This window comes from Micromonospora sp. NPDC049175 (assembly GCF_043197345.1).
Classification (GTDB): Bacteria; Actinomycetota; Actinomycetes; order Mycobacteriales; family Micromonosporaceae; genus Micromonospora.
Map to the genome: position 1 here is coordinate 616,266 of NZ_JBICSY010000005.1, position 20,662 is coordinate 636,927.

General features: G+C 72.5%; 21 protein-coding genes. 13 read left to right on the forward strand and 8 right to left on the reverse strand.

Annotated elements, in window-relative coordinates:
* From ACGFH8_RS23195 to ACGFH8_RS23235, 9 genes are all read left to right on the forward strand, one after another.
* The gene (locus tag ACGFH8_RS23195; protein ID WP_393370373.1) at positions 1-1,470 is read left to right on the forward strand and encodes an NAD(P)H-hydrate dehydratase; all 1,470 of its coding nucleotides are present in this window, start codon (positions 1-3) and stop codon (positions 1,468-1,470) included.
* A 90-nt stretch (positions 1,471-1,560) separates the two neighbouring features.
* Entirely contained in the window at positions 1,561-2,679 is a 1,119-nt protein-coding gene (gene alr, locus ACGFH8_RS23200; protein WP_393370376.1) for an alanine racemase, read from the forward strand.
* Positions 2,676-3,779, forward strand: a complete 1,104-nt coding sequence (locus ACGFH8_RS23205) for an alpha/beta fold hydrolase (protein ID WP_393370379.1) — start codon at positions 2,676-2,678, stop codon at positions 3,777-3,779. The genes alr and ACGFH8_RS23205 overlap by 4 nt, the downstream gene beginning before the upstream one ends.
* On the forward strand, positions 3,776-4,258 hold the full coding sequence (gene tsaE / locus ACGFH8_RS23210) for a tRNA (adenosine(37)-N6)-threonylcarbamoyltransferase complex ATPase subunit type 1 TsaE (RefSeq protein WP_110563046.1): 483 nt from the start codon (positions 3,776-3,778) through the stop codon (positions 4,256-4,258). Before ACGFH8_RS23205 ends, tsaE begins: the two co-directional genes overlap by 4 nt.
* A gap of 111 nt (positions 4,259-4,369) precedes the next feature.
* Positions 4,370-5,071, forward strand: a complete 702-nt coding sequence (locus tag ACGFH8_RS23215) for a uracil-DNA glycosylase (RefSeq protein WP_393370381.1) — start codon at positions 4,370-4,372, stop codon at positions 5,069-5,071.
* A gap of 135 nt (positions 5,072-5,206) precedes the next feature.
* Positions 5,207-5,884 carry a tRNA (adenosine(37)-N6)-threonylcarbamoyltransferase complex dimerization subunit type 1 TsaB gene (gene tsaB / locus ACGFH8_RS23220; RefSeq protein ID WP_393370384.1) on the forward strand — a complete coding sequence of 226 codons (678 nt, stop codon included), beginning with the start codon at positions 5,207-5,209 and terminating at the stop codon, positions 5,882-5,884.
* Positions 5,881-6,363, forward strand: a complete 483-nt coding sequence (gene rimI, locus ACGFH8_RS23225) for a ribosomal protein S18-alanine N-acetyltransferase (RefSeq protein WP_393370386.1) — start codon at positions 5,881-5,883, stop codon at positions 6,361-6,363. The genes tsaB and rimI overlap by 4 nt, the downstream gene beginning before the upstream one ends.
* Complete coding sequence (gene tsaD / locus ACGFH8_RS23230) at positions 6,356-7,402, forward strand: tRNA (adenosine(37)-N6)-threonylcarbamoyltransferase complex transferase subunit TsaD (RefSeq protein ID WP_393370389.1); 1,047 nt, start codon at positions 6,356-6,358, stop codon at positions 7,400-7,402. The genes rimI and tsaD overlap by 8 nt, the downstream gene beginning before the upstream one ends.
* Positions 7,403-7,416: 14 nt before the next feature.
* Positions 7,417-7,671, forward strand: a complete 255-nt coding sequence (locus tag ACGFH8_RS23235; RefSeq protein ID WP_088987640.1) for a hypothetical protein — start codon at positions 7,417-7,419, stop codon at positions 7,669-7,671.
* A gap of 23 nt (positions 7,672-7,694) precedes the next feature.
* Here the strand turns inward: ACGFH8_RS23235 and ACGFH8_RS23240 are convergent, their stop codons facing one another.
* The 8 genes from ACGFH8_RS23240 to ACGFH8_RS23275 form a co-directional block, all read right to left on the reverse strand.
* Positions 7,695-8,435: a DUF4142 domain-containing protein gene (locus ACGFH8_RS23240; protein ID WP_393370392.1), complete on the reverse strand. Its 741-nt coding sequence runs from the start codon at positions 8,433-8,435 to the stop codon at positions 7,695-7,697.
* A 184-nt stretch (positions 8,436-8,619) separates the two neighbouring features.
* Positions 8,620-8,916 carry a DUF1707 domain-containing protein gene (locus ACGFH8_RS23245; RefSeq protein WP_393370395.1) on the reverse strand — a complete coding sequence of 99 codons (297 nt, stop codon included), beginning with the start codon at positions 8,914-8,916 and terminating at the stop codon, positions 8,620-8,622.
* Positions 8,917-8,935: 19 nt separating this feature from the next.
* Positions 8,936-10,117, reverse strand: a complete 1,182-nt coding sequence (locus tag ACGFH8_RS23250) for an ROK family protein (protein ID WP_393370397.1) — start codon at positions 10,115-10,117, stop codon at positions 8,936-8,938.
* A gap of 22 nt (positions 10,118-10,139) precedes the next feature.
* Positions 10,140-11,402, reverse strand: coding sequence for a sugar ABC transporter permease (locus tag ACGFH8_RS23255; RefSeq protein WP_393370398.1), 1,263 nt, complete (start codon positions 11,400-11,402; stop codon positions 10,140-10,142).
* Positions 11,399-12,217 (reverse strand): ATP-binding cassette domain-containing protein, encoded by an 819-nt coding sequence (locus ACGFH8_RS23260; RefSeq protein WP_393370401.1) that lies wholly within the window; start codon positions 12,215-12,217, stop codon positions 11,399-11,401. Before ACGFH8_RS23260 ends, ACGFH8_RS23255 begins: the two co-directional genes overlap by 4 nt.
* Before the next feature lie 115 nt (positions 12,218-12,332).
* Positions 12,333-13,421, reverse strand: coding sequence for a sugar ABC transporter substrate-binding protein (locus ACGFH8_RS23265; protein WP_393370404.1), 1,089 nt, complete (start codon positions 13,419-13,421; stop codon positions 12,333-12,335).
* 178 nt (positions 13,422-13,599) lie between these two features.
* On the reverse strand, positions 13,600-14,079 hold the full coding sequence (gene ybaK / locus ACGFH8_RS23270; protein WP_393370407.1) for a Cys-tRNA(Pro) deacylase: 480 nt from the start codon (positions 14,077-14,079) through the stop codon (positions 13,600-13,602).
* Positions 14,080-14,089: 10 nt separating this feature from the next.
* Positions 14,090-15,277, reverse strand: coding sequence for a methyltransferase domain-containing protein (locus ACGFH8_RS23275; protein WP_393370409.1), 1,188 nt, complete (start codon positions 15,275-15,277; stop codon positions 14,090-14,092).
* A 259-nt stretch (positions 15,278-15,536) separates the two neighbouring features.
* Between ACGFH8_RS23275 and groES the strand changes: the two genes are divergently transcribed.
* The 4 genes from groES to ACGFH8_RS23295 all read left to right on the forward strand — a co-directional run bounded on the left by groES (position 15,537) and on the right by ACGFH8_RS23295 (position 19,997).
* Positions 15,537-15,851: a co-chaperone GroES gene (groES, locus tag ACGFH8_RS23280; RefSeq protein ID WP_030330046.1), complete on the forward strand. Its 315-nt coding sequence runs from the start codon at positions 15,537-15,539 to the stop codon at positions 15,849-15,851.
* 70 nt (positions 15,852-15,921) lie between these two features.
* Positions 15,922-17,562 (forward strand): chaperonin GroEL, encoded by a 1,641-nt coding sequence (gene groL / locus ACGFH8_RS23285; RefSeq protein ID WP_393370412.1) that lies wholly within the window; start codon positions 15,922-15,924, stop codon positions 17,560-17,562.
* 127 nt (positions 17,563-17,689) lie between these two features.
* The gene (locus ACGFH8_RS23290) at positions 17,690-19,483 is read left to right on the forward strand and encodes a molybdopterin-dependent oxidoreductase (RefSeq protein ID WP_393370415.1); all 1,794 of its coding nucleotides are present in this window, start codon (positions 17,690-17,692) and stop codon (positions 19,481-19,483) included.
* A gap of 121 nt (positions 19,484-19,604) precedes the next feature.
* Entirely contained in the window at positions 19,605-19,997 is a 393-nt protein-coding gene (locus ACGFH8_RS23295) for a hypothetical protein (RefSeq protein WP_393370418.1), read from the forward strand.
* The last annotated feature ends 665 nt before the right edge of the window (positions 19,998-20,662 follow it).

Below are 20,662 nucleotides of genomic sequence, written 5' to 3' on the forward strand. Positions count from 1 at the left end.
ATGAGAGCGGTGTGGCGGGTGGCCGACGTACGGGCGGCCGAGGCGGGGCTGATGGGCACGCTGCCGGAGGGGACGCTCATGCAGCGGGCCGCCGCCGGGCTGGCCCGCCGGGCCGCGCTGCTGCTCGCCGAGCGCGGCGGCGTCTACGGCGGCCGGGTGCTGCTGCTCGTCGGTTCCGGCGACAACGGCGGCGACGCGTTGTACGCCGGGGAGCGACTGGCCCGCCGAGGTGTGCACGTGTCCGCCCTGCTCCTCACTCCCGGGCGTGCGCACGCGGCGGGGCTGGCCGCGCTGCGTGCTGCCGGCGGTCGGCTTGTGGACCAGCCCACCGGCCCGGTCGACCTGGTGCTCGACGGCATCGTCGGCATCGGTGGCACCGGCGGGCTGCGGGCCGGCGCGGACGCGGTGGTGCGGCGGCTCGGTGAGCTGCGTGGACGTGACGGTGGCCGGGCCACCGTGCTGGCGGTGGACGTGCCGAGCGGGGTCGCGGTGGACACCGGGGACGTGCCGCTGACCTCCTCCGGCCGGCCGGACGCGGTCCACGCCGACGTGACTGTGGCGTTCGGCGCGCTGAAGCCCGCCCTGGTGGTCGGGCCGGCCGCCGCCCTGGCCGGGCAGGTGGAGATCGTCGACATCGGGCTGCGGCCCTGGTTGCGAGGCACCCCGGCGCTGCGGGTCACCGAGTGGTCCGACGTGGTCGACTGGTGGCCGAAGCTGGGTCCGGCGTCGGAGAAGTACACGCGGGGTGTGGTGGGGGTGGCCACCGGCTCGGCCACCTACCCGGGTGCGGCGGTGCTCTCCGTGGGCGGTGCGCTGGCCGGGCCGACCGGCCTGGTCCGCTACGCCGGCAGCGCCCGCGACGAGGTGCTGCGCCAGCACCCCTCGGTGATCGCCAGTGGGCGGGTCGCCGACGCGGGTCGGGTGCAGGCGTGGGTCTGCGGCTCGGGGCTGGGCACCGGCACCGACGCGGCGGCCGAGCTGCGCGCCGTGCTGGCCGCCCCGGTGCCTGTGGTGCTCGACGCCGACGCGTTGACCCTGCTGGTGGACGGTTCGCTCGCCGACCGGCTCCGCGGGCGGGACGCGCCGATCGTGGTCACCCCGCACAACCGTGAGTTCGCCCGACTCTGCGGTGAGGCGCCCGGCGCGGACCGGGTCGGCGCCGCGCTGCGGCTGGCCGCCTGGATGAAGGCGGTGGTGCTGCTCAAGGGCGACCGCACGGTGATCGGGACGCCTGACGGTCGGGCGTACGTCAACCCGACCGGCTCCCCGGCACTGGCCACCGGCGGCACCGGCGACGTGCTGGCCGGGCTGCTGGGATCACTGCTGGCGGCCGGGGTGCCCGCCGATCGGGCCGCGGCCGCGGCCGCGTACCTGCACGGGCTCGCCGGCCGGGAGGCGGCCCGGAGCGGGCCGGTGACCGCGCCCGACGTGGTGACCGCGCTGCGCCCGGTCGTCGCCCGCCTGGGCTGATCGGTCCGGTTCCGGGCGGAACGACCGGATGGGCCGCCCGGGACGTGCGTCGCCGCCCGCGCTGATCTCCACGGAAAGTAGGCTGGGCGTATGTGGCAGGCCGAGGTGCGCGTCGATCTTGACGCGATCCGCGAGAACGTGACCAGGCTCCGCGCCGGCACCACCGCCGAGCTGATGGCGGTGGTCAAGGGCGACGGGTACGGCCACGGGATGCTCCCGGCCGCTCGCGCGGCGCTCGACGCCGGTGCGGACTGGCTCGGTGTCTGCACCCTCGACGAGGCGCTCACCCTGCGCCGGGCCGGAGTGACCGAGCCGGTGTTGGCCTGGCTGCTCGCGCCCGGCCTGCCGCTGCACGAGGGGGTCAGCGCCGGGGTGGACCTGAGCGCGGCCAGCCTGTCCCAACTGGACGAGATGATCGGGGCGAGCCGGCTCGCCGGGCGTCCCGTCCGCCTGCACCTGAAGATCGACACCGGGCTGTCCCGGGGTGGGGCGACAGTCGCCGACTGGCCGGCGCTGCTGGACGCCGCCGCGAAGGCGCAGGCCGACGGCCTGGTCGAGGTGGTCGGGGTGTGGAGCCACTTCGTGTACGCGGACCTGCCCGGCCACCCCACCATCGACCGTCAGTTGGCCGTCTTCCACGAGGGGCTGGGCATGGTCGAGCGGGCCGGGCTCCGACCGCGCTGGCGGCACCTCGCCAACTCGGCGGCCACCCTGACCCGCCCGGACACCCACTTCGACCTGGTCCGTCCCGGTCTGGCCATCTACGGGCTCTCCCCGGTGGCCGGCGAGACGTACGGGCTGCGGCCGGCGATGACCGCGCGCGCCCGGGTGATGCTCACCAAGCGGGTTCCCGCCGGCACCGGGGTCTCCTACGGGCACACCTACACCACCGAGTCCGACGCGAACCTGGCCGTGGTGCCTCTCGGGTACGCCGACGGGGTTCCCCGGCACGCCTCCAACACCGGGCCGGTGCAGCTCGGCGGCGTACGGCGGACGATCTCGGGGCGGGTCTGCATGGACCAGTTCGTGCTCGACTGCGGCGACGACCCGGTGGCCGACGGCGACGTGGCGACGCTCTTCGGCAGCGGCGCGGACGGCGAACCCACCGCCGACGACTGGGCCGAGGCGGCCGGCACGATCAACTACGAGATCGTGACCCGGTTCGGCAGCACCAGGGTGCCGCGGGTCTACGACGGCGAGGCGCCGTGAGTTACCGCATTCCGCGTCCGCGGACCGCGGTGGGCCGGGTCGCGGGGATCGTCGGCGCCGCGGTGGGGGTGGCCGCCGCGGGCCTGGCGGCCGGGGTCGCGACCGAGCGCACCCTGGTCCGCCGGCTCAAGGCGGACCCGGCCGACCGCTACGCGCACGAGATGTTCGGCGAGCAGCGGTACGACGAGGCGTTCCGCCTGGAGCTGCCGGACGGCACGGATATCCACGTCGAGGTGGTCGAGCCGACCAGGCCGGTGCCGGGGCACCCCACTGTGGTGCTGGTGCACGGCTTCTGCCTGGACATGGGGACGTTCCACTTCCAGCGCCAGATGCTCGCCGCCCGCGGTGACTACCGGGTCGTCGCGTACGACCAGCCCGGTCACGGTCGGTCCGGCCGGCTGGAGACCGGGGAGTACGACCTCGCGGTGCTCGGCCGGACGTTGCGCCAGGTGATCGACCGCACCGCCCCGGACGGGCCACTGGTGCTCGTCGGCCACTCGATGGGTGGCATGACCATCATGGCGTTCGCCGAGTTGTTTCCGGAGCTGTTCGGCGACCGGGTGGTGGGTACCGTCCTGATGGCCACCTCGGGCGGGCTCGTCGCGGAGACCAAGCTGGTCGCGCCCGCGCTGCTCGGCCGGGTCGGCGGTCCGGTGCTGTACATGGTCAGCAACGCCACCCGCTACGGCGGGCCGGTGATCGACAAGGCCCGCAAGTCGACGTCGAACGTGGCCTGGCTGCTGACTCGCAAGTACGGCTTCGGCACCCGTAAGCCCAGTCCGGCTCTGGTCTCCTACGTGGAGGCGATGAACTCCCGGACGTCGGCCGACACGGTGACCCGCTACCTGCGGACCCTGGCCACCCACTCCCGCTTCCCGGCCCTCGCGGCGTTGGCCGCGACGCCGGTGCTCGTGGTGGTCGGCGACAAGGACATGATCACTCCGGTGGTCCACTCCGAGGAGATCGTCCGGCGGCTGCCGCACGCCGAGTTCGTCAAGATCAAGGACAGCGGTCACGTGGTGATGTTGGAGCATGCTGACGAGGTGAACGCCGCGCTCGCGCGGTTCCTCGAATCACTTGGAAAGTCGGAGGAACGGTGAGTCACGTCGTCAAGCTGCCGACCGTCGAGGACACGCGGGAGTTCGGCCGGCGCCTGGCCGGGCTGCTGCGGGCCGGTGACCTGGTGCTGTTGACCGGTCCGCTGGGCGCCGGTAAGACCGCGCTCACGCAGGGCGTCGGCGCCGGGCTCGGCGTGGTCGGCGACATCACCTCGCCGACCTTCGTGATCGCCCGGGTGCATCGCCCCGATCCGTCCCGGGGCGGCCGGGTCGCCCTGGTGCACGCCGACGCGTACCGGTTGGGAGACGCCACCGATCCGCGCGCCGAGATCGACGACCTGGACCTCGACGCCTCGGTGGACGACTCGGTCACGGTGGTGGAGTGGGGCGAGGGCCTGGTGGAGCAGTTGGTCGACGCGCACCTACGGGTCCGCATCGACCGCCGCGACGACGACACCCGGATCGTCGAGCTGGACCCGATCGGTGGCGACTGGGCCCGACGGCTCGCCGACCTGGGTTGAGGCCTGTTTCACCAGGACTGGCCGGCCTCCGGAACCAGGCCGCAGGCCGTCCCGCTGTCGTACCGGATGCCTAGAGTGCGGGGGACCGACCCGCGCTGTGAGAGGTTTCTGATGCCCGACGATGCCCCCGCCCTCGACCTGCTGGCCCTGCTGCCGGAGCAGTGGCGTGCCGTGCTCACCCCGCACCTGGACGCGGCCCGCACCGCCGCGTTGGCCGAGTTCGTCTCCCGGGAATACGCGACGCAGACAGTCTTCCCGCCGCTGGAGGATCTGTTCTCGGCCTACCGGCTCTGCCCGCCGCAGGGCACCCGGGTGCTGATCCTCGGGCAGGACCCCTACCACCGGGCCGGGCAGGCACACGGGTTGAGCTTCAGCGTCCGCGACGGTGTGACGGTGCCGCCGTCGCTGCGCAACGTCTTCAAGGAGTTGGGCGAGGACGTCGGCGTTCCCAAGCCGCGGAGCGGCAACCTCGACGGTTGGGCCGCCCAGGGTGTGCTGCTGCTCAACGCGGTGCTGACCGTCCGCCAGGCCACCCCGGGCTCGCACGCCAACGCCGGGTGGGAGGAGTTCACCGACGCGACGATCCGGGCACTTGACGCCTCGCCGGACCGGGTGGTCTTCCTGCTCTGGGGTGGCTACGCCCGCAAGAAGGCGGCCCTGGTCACCAACCCGCAGCACGTGGTGTTGGAGGCGGGCCACCCGAGCCCGATGAACCCGCGCGGCTTCCTCGGCAGCCGTCCGTTCAGCGCGGCCAACAAGGCGCTCGCCGACGCCGGCCTGCCCACCATCGACTGGGAGCGCACCGCAGGCTGAGCTGGCACCACCTGCCGCGCACCGCCGGCTGAGCTGACACCTGGCTGCGCGCGCGGCCGGGTGGTGTGGTGCCGTGGGTGCTGGCGGGGCGGGGCGTGACCGGGGCTCGGGGCGAGGCCGCTAGGCTGGCTTACCGTGCTCGTACTCGTGGTGGACAGCTCGACCCCCGCGGTGACCGCGGCGCTGGTGGACGTCTCGGCGGATGGTGTGGCGCCGCGCGCGCACCGGTGCACGGTCGACGCCCGCGCGCACGGCGAACTGCTCGCGCCCCAGGTGGACGCGGCCCTCGCCGATGTCGGCGCGCGTCCGCGTGACCTGGGGGCCATCGTCGCCGGGCTCGGCCCGGGGCCGTTCACCGGGCTGCGGGTCGGCCTGGTCACGGCCGCGACGATGGGTCAGGTGCTCGGCATCCCCACGTACGGCGTCTGCTCGCTCGACGGCATCGGCTACCCGGCGGCGTCCGGTGAGCCGGTGTTGGCCGCCAGCGACGCCCGGCGCAAGGAGCTGTACTGGGCCGTCTACGACGGTGCCGGCGAGCGGATCGTCGGCCCCGAGGTGTCCACGCCGGCGGTCGCCGCCGCGCGCGCCCGGGAGTTGGGCGCGACGATCGCGGTGGGCGACGGGGCGCACCGGTACGCCGAGACCCTGGACCTGCCCGTCCGGGTCGAGCCGCGGTACCCGGATGCCACCGTGCTGGCGCTGCTCGCCGCCGAACGGATCCGGGCGGGTGCCGCAAGTGAGCGGCTCACCCCGCTCTACCTGCGCCGGCCCGACGCGGTGGCGGCGACCGGCCGCAAACCGGTCCTGCCATGACGGCCGTACGACTCGTTCCGTTCCGCTGGTGGCACATCGACGACGTGCTGCCGATCGAGGCTGACCTCTTCGGCGCCGAGCAGTGGTCGCCGGCCATGTTCTGGAACGAGTTGGCAAACGGGCACCACTACCGGGTCGCCGTCGACGCGGACGGTGCGGTGCTCGGTTACGCCGGGCTCGCCGGTGTTCCGCCGGGCGAGGTGTGGGTCCAGAACATCGCCGTCCGCCGGGACGCCCAGCGGCGCGGTGTGGGCCGTGCCCTGCTCGAGGAACTGCTCGCCGAGGCGGCCCGACGCGACGCCCGCAGCACCCTGTTGGAGGTCGCCGTGGACAACGCCGCGGCCCAGCGGCTCTACGCGACGTACGGGTTCGAGCCGGTCGGGGTGCGGCGCGGCTACTACCAACCGAGCAACACCGACGCGCTGGTGATGCGGCGCGACGCCGAGCCGACCGGGGACGGACCACACCACAATGGCTGACGAACCGCTGATCCTGGGGATCGAGACCTCCTGCGACGAGACCGGCGTCGGCATCGTGCGGGGGCACACCCTGCTGGCCGACGCGCTCGCCTCCAGCGTCGAGGAGCACGCCCGGTTCGGGGGTGTGGTGCCCGAGGTGGCCAGTCGGGCACACCTGGAGGCCATCGTGCCGACCATGGACCGGGCGCTGACCGAGGCCGGCGTCACCCTGGCCGACATCGACGCGATCGCGGTCACCTCCGGGCCAGGGCTGGCCGGCGCGCTGCTCGTCGGTGTCGCCGCCGCGAAGGGGTACGCGCTCGCCGCCGAGAAGCCCGTGTACGGCGTGAACCATCTTGCCGCCCACGTCGCGGTGGACACCCTCGAACACGGCCCGCTGCCCGAACCCGCCATCGCGCTGCTGGTGTCCGGCGGGCACTCGTCCCTGCTGCTCGTCGACGACCTGGCCCGGGGTGTCACTCCGCTGGGCGCCACCATCGACGACGCGGCCGGCGAGGCGTTCGACAAGGTCGCCCGCCTGCTCGGGCTGCCGTTTCCGGGCGGCCCGCCGATCGATCGGGAGGCGCGGGCCGGTGACGCCGCCGCGATCGCCTTCCCGCGCGGCCTGACCGCCGCGAAGGACCTCGCCGCCCACAGGTACGACTTCTCGTTCTCCGGCCTGAAGACCGCGGTGGCCCGGTGGGTCGAGGCGCGGGAGCGAGCCGGTGAGCCGGTGCCGGTGGCCGACGTGTCCGCGTCCTTCCAGGAGGCGGTCTGTGACGTGCTGACCAGCAAGGCGCTCGCCGCCTGCCGTGCGCAGGGCATCGACACCCTGGTGATCGGCGGGGGAGTGGCGGCGAATTCGCGCCTGCGGGCGATGGCCGAGCAGCGGGCCGAGAAGTACGGCATCCGGGTCCGGGTGCCCCGGCCGAAGCTGTGCACCGACAACGGGGCGATGGTGGCGGCGCTCGGGTCGCACCTGGTCGCCGCGGGGGTCGCGCCCAGCCGACTGGACCTGCCGGCCGACTCGGCACTGCCGTTGACCACGGTCAGCGTGTGACGGGGGCGCCGGACATGATCGTACGAATGTGGGAGGCGCGCGCCGAGGCGTACGGCGTCGCCGACCTCATCACCTGGGTGTGTGACACCGCCCTGCCCGAGTTGGAGCACGACCCGCTGTACGTGTCCAGCGAGGTCTTCTCCTCCACCGACCACCGCGTGGTGGTCATCTCCAAGTGGCGCAGCAACCCGCGCCCGCTGCCCGATCCGCCCGCCCTGCTGGTGGCCCGCGCGCCGCACTCCTGGGACTTCACCCAGGTCGACCGCTGACGCGAGCCACCAACGAGCGATCCTCAGCTGCGGCGCAGCATCCGGTACGTGGCGATTCCGCCGGTGCCCAGCGCGGCGAGGAAGACCAGCCAGACGACCGTGCTGCTGACCCCTACCTGGGGGCCGGCGTTCGCCTTGGCGGCGGCCAGCAGCCCGTCCTCACCGGGGGCGGGCAGCGCGGCCGGCGGCAGCTCCGGCCAGCGGACCAGCCCGGTGCTCTCCAGCATCTGCATGTGGTGCTGGACGAACGTGTTGGCGTCCTCGCAGAGCTTGCGGACGGTGGCGTCCCGGGTGCTGGCGCGGACCGCGCCGATCACCGGGAAGATCTTGCCGTGGGCGACCCGGAGCCGGGTGACGAAGATCTGGTCGAAGCGGGCGCCGGAGGCCTTCTGCATCTCGGACAGCCAGCCCTTCTGCTCGGCCGTCGGCTCGCTGGGGATGCTCGCGCCCAACTTGTTCGCCGCGTCCACCGTGAGCTGGTCGAGCCGCTGGTGCTCGCTGGCGATGCCGGCGCCGATCTCCCGTACCTTGGCCGACTGGCCCTTCTCGGCGGCCATCTGGCCGGCGGGCATCTCCCACAGCCCGGCCAACCGGACCCCGTTGAGCAGCGTCATGTCCGCGGCGTTGAGCTGCTGACCACCGGCGGGCGCGGCGACGGCCACGCCGGGCAGGACACCGACCGCCGCGATGATCGCGATGAGCAGCAGCGCCGCTCGGTGGGTCCGGTTGCCCACTCGGCGATGGGCGGATCTCAGCGGTGCCATGTCTGTGGGGCCTCCTCGGTCCGGACCGAAACGCGTCTGGACCGGGCAGCCACATCCTGCCGACTGCCCGTCCGACCACTGGTACGGACTGACCGCGCGATCAGTTCACCTGACGGGCGACGCGGATCGGCGGGACGCGGGCGACGCCGATCAGCGGCCGACGCGGATCAGCGGGTCAGGCGGATCAGCGGGTGACGGCGAGGAAGCCGCCGAGCAGCAGCAGGGTGAGCGCGGCCGCGGCGAAGAGCATCAGCAGCTCGCGACGCCCGTGCTCGACGGGGTCGCCGTCGACGGTCGGGTGGGGCAGGACCGGCAGGTCGCGGGTCAGCGCGGCCAGGTCGCCGAGGGTGCGTGCCGTCCACACCGCACCGGCCCGATCGGAGAACTCGTCGAGGGTCAGTCGGCCCGCCGCGGTGTGCCGGTGCAGCTCGGCGACCACCCGGTTGCGGTCGTCGTCGGAAGCGCGCAGCTCGACATCCACGCTGGACAGCGTACGCGGATCAGCCCACGTCGAGGGGATCGGCGAGGAGCCGTTCGAAGGCCAACTCGGCGGCCCCGATCAGGGGGGCGTCCTCGCCCAACTTCGGCGTACGCAACCGGACGTGCTCCAGGCAGGCGGCGAGCGCGTTGGAGTTGAGTCGGCTGCGGACCTGGGCGGCCGACGCGAGGTAGAGGTCGCGCATGGTGCCGCCGAAGATGACCATTTCCGGGTTGAAGACGTTCACCAGGTTGGCCAGTCCGAAGCCGAGCCAGTCACCGGCCTGGCGGACCGCGGTCTGGGCGCGGGCGTCACCGCGGTCGGCGGCGTCGAAGACGGCCAGTAGCGCGTCGGGGCCTCGGGCGTCGGAGCGTCCGGCGGCGCGGAGCAGACCATGCTCGCCGATCTCGGTTTCCCAGCAGCCCCGGGAACCGCACTCACAGGGCCGGCCGTCGAGGACCACCTTCATGTGGCCGACCTCGCCGCCGTACCCGCCGTGGCCGGTCAGCCGGCGGCCACCGGCGATGATGCCGGCGCCCACGCCGACGTCGCCGTACAGGTAGAGGACGTTGTCGCAGCCGGCCGCCACGCCCCGCGCGTGCTCGGCGAACGCGGCCACGTCGGCCACGTTGCCGACCGTGACCGGCACGTTGACGCCCAGCTCGGCGGCGAGCGCCGCGCCGATGGGCTCGTCCACCCAGCCGGTGGTCGGGCCGAGCCGTACCAGGCCGTCGTCCCGGCGGACCATGCCGCAGACGGCGACGCCGGCGCCGACGCAGATCGCGTCGGCCGGCACCGTCTGCTGCATCTCCTTGACCGCGCCGGCCAGCATCGGCGCGGCCTCCGCGGCCAGCAGGCCACGTGGTCGGTCCAGGTCCCGGCGGTCCAGGACCGCGCCACCCAGCCCGATCCGGGCGGCGCGCAACCGGTCCACCTCCACGGAGTACGCGTACGCGTAGACCCGGGCCGACTCGGGCCGGACGACGAGTGACGGTCGTCCGGCCCGGCCGGTCTCCTTCGGCGCCCCCTCGCTGACAAGTCCCACAGCGGACAGATCGGAGGTGAGCGCGCCGATGGTGCTGCGGTTGAGGCCCAGCGTGGTGGTCAGTTCGGCCCGCGTGGTCGCACCGTGGACGTGTACGTGTCGCAGCAGAGCCCCGAGGTTCTGCCGTCGGACGTGGTCCTGGCTCGGTCCTGGGCGCATTGTGGTGCTACCTCCCGCGTGGTCAGCGGGTGCCGGTTGCTGCCGCGCGGCGGCGGGAGAGAGCGTCGACGCTGGCGGCGAGCAGCAGTACGACGCCGGTGACCACGTACTTGATTCCCGCGCTGTACCCCATCAGGCCCATTCCATTTTCGATGACCGCGACCACCGCGCCGCCGAGCACGGCGTCGAGGACGCGGCCCTTGCCACCGAAGAGGCTGGTGCCGCCGATGACGGCTGCGCCGACCGCGTAGAGCAGTACGTTACTGCCCCCGGTGTTCGGGTCGACCGAGTTGGCCCGGCTGGCCGCCACGATGCCCCCGATGGCGGCCATGGACGAGCAGATCACGAAGACGGAGATCCGGATCCGGTCGACTCCGATACCGGCCCGGCGGGCCGCTTCCCGGTTGCCGCCCACGGCGTAGATGTGCCGGCCGTAGCTGGTGCGTTGGAGCACGAAGGTCCAGATGACCAGCAGCACCGCGATGATCGGCACCACGATCGGCACACCCTTGAGCGAGACGATCAGGACGTTGCGGCTGCGCTCCAGGTTGAGCACGTACACCGCGGTGCCGAGGATGACGGCGAGCCCGGCGATCCGCAGCGCCACCACCGCGATCGGGTCGGTGATCAGACCACGGGCCGCCCGGTTGCGGTGGCGCAGCAGTTGCACAGCCGCGTAGCCGATGATCGCGAGGGCGGTCAGCGCCCAGCCCAGCGTGGGGGCCAGGTTGCGGTTGGCGATGGCGACCAGCACCTCGTCACGCACGGAGATGTTGGTGCCCTCCTGCACGAGCAGCAGCACGACGCCCTGGAAGGCGAGGAAGCCGGCGAGGGTGACCACAAAGGATGGGATGCCGATCTTCGCGACCAGCATCCCGAGCGTGGTGCCGATGACCACGCCGGTGGCGACCGCGGCAAGCACGGCGACCCACCAGGGGTAGCCGAGCACGGTGACCACATTGGCCAGCACCGCCGCGCAGACGCCACTGGCGAAGCCGGCGGAGAGGTCGATCTCGCCGAGCAACAGCACGAAGACCAGGCCCATCGCGATCAGCGTGACCGCCGCGCCCTGGGTGAAGAGGTTCGCGAAGTTGCCGGCCGACAGGAACGACGACGGCCGCATGATCGCGAAGACGGTGCAGAGCACGATCAGGCCGAGCACCGCCGGTAGCGCGCCGACGTCGCCACCGCGTACCCGACTCAGGTAGTTGCGGACGTGGCCTCCGACGGTCGGCGCCGGTGTGACGGCCGCCGGGCCGTCCTTCCGCACGGCGGTGGTGGTCATCGGACGCCTCCTGAGGTCGAGTCGGCCGGCTGCGGGCCGTCGCCGTTGCTGCCCGGGTCGGTGGCGAGGCCGAGCCCGCCCGAGCGCCCGGCGGTGATCAGCTCGACCACCTGGGCGTGGGTGATGTCGGTGGTCTTCACCTGGGCGACCATCTGGCCGAGGTACAGCGCGGCGATCCGGTCGGAGACGGCGAAGACGTCGTTCATGTTGTGCGAGATGAGCACCACGGCCAGGCCGTTGTCGGCGAGGCGGCGGACCAGTTCGAGCACCTGGGCGGTCTGCGCCACGCCCAGCGCGGCGGTCGGCTCGTCCAGGATGACCAGCTTGCTGTTCCACAGCACGGCCTTGGCGATGGCCACGGTCTGGCGCTGGCCACCGGAGAGGCTTGACACGTGCTGGCGCAGTGAGGTGACGGTGCGGATGGAGAGCCCCGCCAGGGTTTCGGCGGCGAGCTGTTCCATCGTCGGCTCGTCCAGGACGATGCCGCTGCGCCGCTCCCGGCCGAGGAACATGTTCTGCACGATGTCCAGGTTGTCGCAGAGCGCGAGGTCCTGGTAGACGACCTCGATGCCGAGCGTGGCGGCGTCGCGGGGGCTGCCGATGTGCACCGGTTCGCCGTCGAACAGGAACTCGCCGGAGTCGGTGGGGTGGATGCCGCTGATGCACTTCACCAGGGTCGACTTGCCGGCGCCGTTGTCGCCGACAAGTGCTGTCACTTCGCCCGGGTGGACGGTCAGGGCGACGTCGCGGAGCACCTGGACGGGACCGAAGCTCTTGTCGATCCCGCGGAGTTCCAGCAGAGGGGTCGCGGACACGGGGGGTCTCCTTCTCAAGGGAGGGTCGGGGCCCGTCCGGCGGGCGCCGCCCGGCACGGGAGGGTGCTCCCGTGCCGGGCGGCGATTGTCGTCCCGGCGGGTACTGCGACGTCCGTCAGCTGATGCCGGCTTCGGTGCAGAACTTGGCGTACGCCGCGGTGCAGACCTGCTCCTTGGTCGCGTAACCGTCGGCGATGACGTCCTTGACGTTGTCCTTGTAGATGGCCTTCGGGGTGAGCAGCACCGAGGGGACGTCGCGGTCACCGTCCTTCACCGACTTGCCGGTGTCCTTCTTCTCGCCCTTGGCCAGCGCGATGGCCAGGTCCGCGGCGGCCTTGGCCTCTTCCCGAACCGCCTTGTAGACGGTCATGCACTGGTCACCGGCGAGGATGTTCTGCAGGCCCTCCACGCTGGCGTCCTGCCCGGTCACCGGCACCTTGCCATTGATCTTGTTCTTCTTCAGGATCGAGATGGCGGCGTTGCCGAGAGTGTCGTTGGCGGCCAGCACGCCGTCGATCTTGCCCTTGGTCGCGGTGAGCTGCTGCTCGAAGATGGTCGCGGCGGTGGGGCCGTCCCAGCCCGGCACGGCGTCGTCCGGACCCTTGGTGTATTCCTTGGAGTCGAACTTCGGCTTGAGCACCGAGTCGTATCCGGCCTTGAACAGGGTGGCGTTGTTGTCGGTGGGGGAGCCGTTGAGGTACGCCACGACCGGGTTCTTGGCGTTCTTCTCGGTCAGGCACTTCGCCAGACCCTCGCCCTGGAGCTTGCCGACGGTCTCGTTGTCGAAGCTGACGTAGTACTGGGCGGAGCCGCCGAGGGTGAGCCGGTCGTAGTCGATGGTGGCGACGCCCTGCGACTTGGCCTTGTCGAGCACGGCCTTGCCGGTGCCGGAGTCCAGGTTGACGATCATCAGGGCGGTGACGCCGCTGGTGATCATCTGGTCGGCGATGGTCTGGAAGGCGGCCTTGTCGTTCTGGGCGTTCTGGATGTCGTACTTGACGTTGGCGGCCTTGAACGCCTCCTCCAGGAAGCGGCGGTCCGCCGTCTCCCAGCGGGGGGAGGACTTGCTGTCCGGAAGGATCACGCCGATCTTGGGAGTCTTTTTGGAGTCGGCCGAGCCGGTGCCGGAGTCGTCGCTACAGGCGGTCAGCCCGCCGGTCGTCAGCAGGCCCACGGCGGCGATGGTGAGGATCCCCTTACGCATGTGCAGGGTCCTTTCGTGGTGGGGGAGGTGTTGTTTTGTTGTGTCCGGCAACGTATTTCGCGTCACACCGGCTCCACAAGACCGCGCAGGTGCCTAGTTTGTTGGGGGCGATAACAATTCAGCAACGCGACTGTTACTCCGTGGGTATCCCACCGGGGCGTCGACGTAACGACTGTCGTCAGCGGGCCTGGAGCGGCGCGGTGCGGGCGTCCGTCAACGCCACCAGATCCGCCGCGGCCAACTCGAGTTGCAGGCCGCGTCGACCAGCCGAGACATAGATCGTCGGGAATTCCGACGCGGAGTCGTCGAGCACCGTGGGCAACGTCTTCCGCTGCCCGAGCGGGCTGATCCCCCCGCGTACGTAGCCGGTGGCCCGCTCGGCGACCGCCCGGTCGGCAAGCGCCGCCCGCTTCCCACCGACCGCCGCCGCGAGCGCCTTGAGATCCAGCTCGCCGGTGACCGGGACGACCGCCACGGTGAGCGCGCCGTCGACAGCGGTCACCAACGACTTGAAGACGCGCTCCGGTGCCACGCCCAGCGCCACCGCCACCAGCGCGCCGTAGTTCGGGGCGTCCGGCGACACCCGATAGGGATGCGTGCGATGCGCGACCCCGCGCTTGACCAACAGTGCCGTCGCCGGTGTGCCCTGTCCTGCCACACCGGCGACGCTAGTCGACCGGCCGACCGATCAGCACGGTCGGTGCGCCCGCGACCCGGGTGAGCACCAGGCTCGCCGCCGCGTCGCCGGAAAGCCGCAGGTCCCGTCGGAGCTGCTCCGGGGTGAGCGCCGAACCCCGCTTGAGGATCTCCACCCGGCCCACCCGGCGCTCGCGCAGCAACGCCCGCAGGCGCTTGAGCGAGAACGGCAGCACGTCCGTGACCTCCAGGCAGCGCGCGTACGGGGTGCGGGTCGGCAGGTCCGCGTAGAGGTAGGCGATGCTCGGGTCGCCGAGGGTGGCGTCCAGTTCGGCGGCCAACTCGGCGACGAGGTGCGCGCGGATGACCGCCGGGTCCGGGTCGTACAGGTAACGCCGGGGCGGCCCGACCGGGGCCTCGTCGGCACCCGAGCCGGTGAGCTGGTGGCGCTGGGTCTCCGCGCGGTAGAGCGTGGCGCGGCGGGGCACCTCCGCCAGCTCACCGCACCAGAGCGCGGCCTCCACCAGGTCGCCGTCCACGCCTACCCACTCCGCCTCCGCGCCGGCCGGAATGAGCGCGTGGTCCAGGCCCGGGGCCACCTTCACCACCGTGCGCGGCACCCGCTCGGCCAGCCCGGTGACGAAGTCCCACGGCGGCGAGTAGGCGCGCGGGTCGAAGATCCGTCGTCCGGTGCCGGTCGTGCGGCGGGCCGGATCGCAGAAGACCCCGTCGACGCGGGAGACGTCGAACGCGGTGGCATCGCCGCACTCGACGGTGAACAACTCGGCCAGCCCGGCCGCCGCGGCGTTGGCGGCAGCCATCGCGGCGGTCACCGGGTCGGCCTCCACCCCGTACACCCGGATGCCGGCGCGGGCGGCGGCCAGCGCGTCCGCGCCGAGGCCGCAGCCCAGGTCGGCCAGGGTGCGGACGCCGGCCGCGGACAGCCGGGCGGCCCGACGATCGGCGACCACCCGGCGGGTGGCCTGCTCCAGCCCGGGGCGGGTGAGGAACATCCCGGCGGCGGCCGGGCCGAACTTGCCGACCGCGCGGTGCCGCAGCTCGGCCTGGGTGAGCGCCGCCGCGGCCAACGTCGGTGGCACCCCGGCCGCGCGCAGCGCCGACGCCGCGGCCAGCGGATCACCGCCGGCCAGCCCGGCCGCCGCCGTGAGCGCGGCCGACCCCTCGGGGGTACGCAGCGCCGCCAGCTGATCGAGATCCACCCGGTCATTGTCCGGGTGGACCCGGAAATCCGGGCTGGCGGGGCGCGACTCGCTGGCACTCTCCTTGACGGAGTGCTAGCCACGGAATAACCTGCGATTAGCACTCTCACCCTGAGGGTGCCAGCTTCCGGGTCTCGCGACCCGGGTGCGCACGCCAGGCGGACCGGCACCCGCGACGACGGTCCCGCCCGGTGGCATGAGGCAGATTGACGCTGGTTGGCCCCGCCGGCCAGCAACGAAACCAGTACCCCAGGAGGGTATGCCCGTGACTACCGCGACCAAGGTTGCGATCAAGCCGCTCGAGGACCGCATCGTGGTCCAGGCGAACGAGGCTGAGACCACCACGGCGTCGGGCATCGTGATCCCCGACACCGCCAAGGAGAAGCCGCAGGAGGGCACTGTCCTCGCTGTGGGCCCGGGGCGCGTCGACGACAACGGCAACCGGGTTCCGGTTGACGTGCAGGTCGGCGACACCGTCCTTTACTCGAAGTACGGCGGCACCGAGGTCAAGTACGCCGGCGAGGAGTACCTGGTGCTCTCCGCCCGCGACGTCCTCGCGGTCATCGAGAAGTAAGCAACCGATCAGTGCCACTGCCCCGGTCCGGCTCGCCGGGCCGGGGCAATGGCGCTTCGAAGGGACATTAATGGCGAAGATCCTGAGCTTCTCGGACGACGCCCGGCACCTGCTGGAGCACGGTGTCAACGCCCTCGCGGACGTGGTCAAGGTCACCCTCGGCCCGCGCGGGCGCAACGTCGTCCTGGACAAGAAATTCGGTGCGCCGACGATCACCAACGATGGTGTGACCATCGCCAAGGAGATCGAGCTCACCAACCCGTACGAGAACCTTGGCGCGCAGCTGGTCAAGGAGGTGGCGACCAAGACCAACGACGTCGCCGGCGACGGGACCACCACCGCGACCGTGCTGGCCCAGGCGATGGTTCGCGAGGGCCTGCGCAACGTGACCGCCGGGACCAACCCGGCCGGCCTCAAGCGGGGCATCGACGCGGCGGCCACCAAGGTTTCCGAGGCGCTGCTCGGCAAGGCAGCCGAGGTCACCAGCAAGGAGTCGATCGCGAACGTGGCGACGATCTCCGCGCAGGACGCCACGATCGGCGACCTGATCGCCGAGGCGATGGAGCGGGTCGGCCGCGACGGTGTCATCACCGTCGAGGAAGGCTCCATGCTCACCACCGAGCTGGACGTGACCGAGGGTCTCCAGTTCGACAAGGGCTTCATCTCGCCGAACTTCGTCACCGACCTGGAGAGCCAGGAGTCCGTCCTCGAGGACGCGTACATCCTGGTCACCACCCAGAAGATCTCGGCGATCGAGGAGCTGCTGCCGCTGCTGGAGAAGGTCCTGCAGAACAGCAAGCCCCTGCTGATCATCGCTGAGGACGTGGACGGCCAGGCGCTCTCCACCCTGGTGGTCAACTCGCTGCGCAAGACCCTCAAGGTCTGCGCGGTCAAGGCCCCGGGCTTCGGTGACCGGCGCAAGGCGATGCTCCAGGACATCGCGATCTCCACGGGCGCCGAGCTGGTCGCCCCGGAGCTGGGCTACAAGATCGACCAGGTCGGCCTGGAGGTGCTCGGCACCGCTCGGCGCGTCGTGGTCGACAAGGAGAACACCACGATCGTCGACGGCGGCGGCCAGAAGGCCGACCTCGCCGACCGGGTTTCCCAGATCCGCAAGGAGATCGAGGCCTCCGACTCCGACTGGGACCGGGAGAAGCTGGCCGAGCGGCTGGCGAAGCTCTCCGGTGGCATCGCCGTCATCAAGGCGGGCGCGGCCACCGAGGTCGAGATGAAGGAGCGCAAGCACCGCATCGAGGACGCCATCGCGGCGACCAAGGCTGCGGTCGAGGAGGGCACCGTCCCCGGCGGCGGCGCCGCCCTGGTGCAGATCCGCTCGGTGCTCGACGACGACCTGGGCTTCACCGGTGACGAGAAGATCGGTGTCTCGGTCGTGCGCAAGGCGCTCGTCGAGCCGCTGCGCTGGATCGCGCAGAACGCCGGTCACGACGGCTACGTCGTGACGCAGAAGGTCGCCGACCTGAAGTGGGGCAACGGCCTCGACGCCGCCAAGGGCGAGTACGTCGACCTGGTCAAGGCCGGCATCATCGACCCGGTGAAGGTGACCCGCAACGCGGTCACCAACGCCGCCTCGATCGCCGGCCTGCTGCTCACCACGGAGAGCCTCGTGGTGGAGAAGCCGGAGCAGGCCGAGCCGGCCGCCGGCGGCGGCCACGGCCACGGTCACGGCCACCAGCACGGCCCGGGCTTCTGATCCGGTAGAGCGACACCCGTTGCGGGGCGCACCGTCGTACGACGGTGCGCCCCGTTCGTCTGCGCTGATCATTACCGAACGCTGACGTAGTTGGCTACCGGGCAGGATGATCGCGCACACTGGGCCGATGAGCACCACGTCGCGGCGCTACGCCGCGCTGGCCGGAGTGACGGCCGCCGCCGTCGCGATCGGAATCGCCGAGCCGGTGGCAGTGCTGACCGGCCCCCGGTCGGCGCCTCTGGTCGCGGTCGGCGGGGTGGTCGTCGACGCCGTCCCCGAGTCGCTGAAGCAACTCGCCATCGACCTCTTCGGCACCGCCGACAAGATCGCACTGCTGGTCGGCACCGGCCTGCTGCTGGGAGCGTTCGCCGCACTGTTCGGCATGCTGGCGGTCCGCCGGCTGGCATTCGGCCTTGCCGGCATCGCCGCGTTCGGCGCCATCGGCGTGGCCGCCGCCGTGACCCGCCCCGGTGCGGACGCGGCCGACGCGCTGCCGTCGCTCGTCGGTGCCGGCCTCGGCGCCCTGGTGCTGTGGTTGTTCATCGCCGGCCCGTTCGAGCTGAACCCCTGGCCCTGGTCACCACCCACGCCGACCGTGCCGCCCGCCGGGTCGGCGCCGTCTGCGGGCCGGGTGCGGGGGGCGGGGGCCTCGCCGACGCCGGAGGGCTTGCCGACGTCGCCCGCTGCGCCGGAGACGCCGGCTGGTCCGGTGACACCCGCTGCGCCGGTCTCGCCTGCCGCCCCGGTGTCACCTGGTGGTTCGCCGGTTGGTCCGGTGGCGCCCGCCGCCCCGGTGCCTCCGGGCGGGCTATCCGTGACGGCGAACGCGCCGGTCGGGCGTGCCGACGTTGACCCCGAGTCGCGGCGACGCTTCCTCACCGGGAGCGGGGTGCTGCTCGGCACGGCCGTGGTGGCCGGTCTCGGTGGGCGCTGGCTCGCCGGCCGGCGCGGAGTGTCCGCCGCCCGGGAGGCGATCCGCCTACCCGCGCCGGTCGCCCCCGCACCGGCCGTGCCGGCCGGTGCGGACCTCGCGGTGGCACAGCTCGCGCCGTACGTCACCCCGAACTTCGGGTTCTACCGGATCGACACCGCGCTTGTGGTGCCCCAGGTGGATCCGGACACCTGGCGGCTGCGTATCCACGGGCGGGTCGGCACCGAGCGCACCTACAGCTACGCGGACCTGCTGGCCCGTCCGCTCGTCGAGCGGTACGTCACGCTGGCCTGCGTCTCCAACGAGGTGGGCGGGGACCTGATCGGCAACGCCCGCTGGCTCGGCGTACCCCTTCGGGAGTTGCTGGACGAGGTCGACCCGGACGACGATGCCGACCAGGTCGTCGGCCGGTCGGTCGACGGCTGGACCTGCGGCACCCCCACCGCGGCGCTGCGCGACGGGCGGGACGCGCTGCTGGCCGTCGGCATGAACGGTGAGCCACTGCCGGTCGAGCACGGCTTCCCGGTCCGGATGGTGGTGCCCGGCCTCTACGGTTACGTGTCAGCGTGCAAGTGGGTGACCGAGCTGGAACTGACCAGGTTCGCCGACTTCGACGCGTACTGGGTGCCCCGCGGCTGGTCCGCCCAGGGGCCGATCAAGACCCAGTCGCGGATCGACGCGCCCCGGGGACGTAACCGGCTGACCGCCGGCCCGGTCACCGTCGCCGGTGTGGCCTGGGCGCAGCACCGGGGCATCAGCCGGGTCGAGGTACGCGTCGACGGCGGAGGCTGGCAGCAGGCGGAGCTGGCCCCGACCGTGTCGGTGGACACCTGGGTGCAGTGGTCCTGGCGTTGGGACGCCACGCCGGGCGAGCACCGACTCCAGGTCCGTGCGACGGACGCGACCGGCCAAACCCAGACCGAGCGTACGCAGGACGTCGCACCGGACGGCGCAACCGGCTGGCACACCGTCACCGTCACCGTTCGCTGAGCGGCCGGGTTCGTTCCTCGGACGCCGTGCGCCGTGGGCGACCGGGGTACGCAGGCTGCCGTACCCCCAATGACGTCGCCGGGCGGACGCGGACCGGGCCGTACGGGGACAGGGTGAAGCCATGACTGTTTCCGCACGGACCTTCACCATCGCCGGCCTCGTCGTCGGCGCCGCGGGCATCGGCGTGCTGTGGGCCGCCGGGGTCGAGTTTCCCGTCGCCGTACCGCCGGGGATGATCATCCTGTTGGCTGGCGCCCTCTTCGTCGCGCTCGCACCGTGGCGCTTGTCGCCGGCGGTTGGCGCACTGCTGGGTCTGTTCGTGGCCGTCGGGTTCGCGATCAGCCCGACCGGGGTGGACAACCTGCTCGGGCGGCACGGGGCCGACGTGGCGACCGGACAATTGATCCAACTGATCGGGGTGCTGACCGCGCTTGTCGCCGGGGCGCTCGCCACAAACGCCGCCCGTCGGACGCCTCAGCGTCACCGCTCCGGCCAGCCCGGGGTCACTCGCTGAGGTCGTTTGTCACCTCATCAGGGCGACGTGGGCGGCTCGACGAACCTCGGTGCGCCAACGCACCAGCTCGGAACCATCCGCCTTCACCCGTCACCTGCGCGAACGTGCGGGCCGCCCGACGCCGGCCGCCCCAGCCGCTCCCTTGCCGTGGTCCTCTTCTGACCGCTGAGTCGCCCCGCGCGCCGCGGGCCGGGCTTCGCGGGCCGGGCTTCGTGCCGCGTGGCCGGGCTTCGTGCCGCGTGGCCGGGCTTCGTGCCGCGTGGCCGGGCTTCGTGCCCCGCGCGCCGCGGGCCGGGCTTCGTGCCCCGCGCGCCGCGGGCCGGGCTTCGTGCCCTGCGCCCCGTGCGCCGGGCTTCGCGCGCCGGGCCTCGCGCCCCGCGCGCCGGGCTTCGCGCGCCGGGCCTCGCGCCCCGCGCCTCGCGCCCCGCGCCTCGCGCCCCGCGCGCCGGGCTTCGCGCGCCGCCTTCGCGCTTCGCGCGCATGGCGCCCGCGCTTTACCGGAGATCTTGGACAGTTTCCGTTACGGCGGCGGGCTCAACTGGTGGTTGCAACACCGAGGAGCTGGGTCATCTTCTCACCTGGGGTGGCCCAGCCCAGGGTCATGCGGGGGCGGTCGTTGAGTTCGTCGGCGACATGGTTGAGGCCGGCTTGGTCGATGGTGGTGA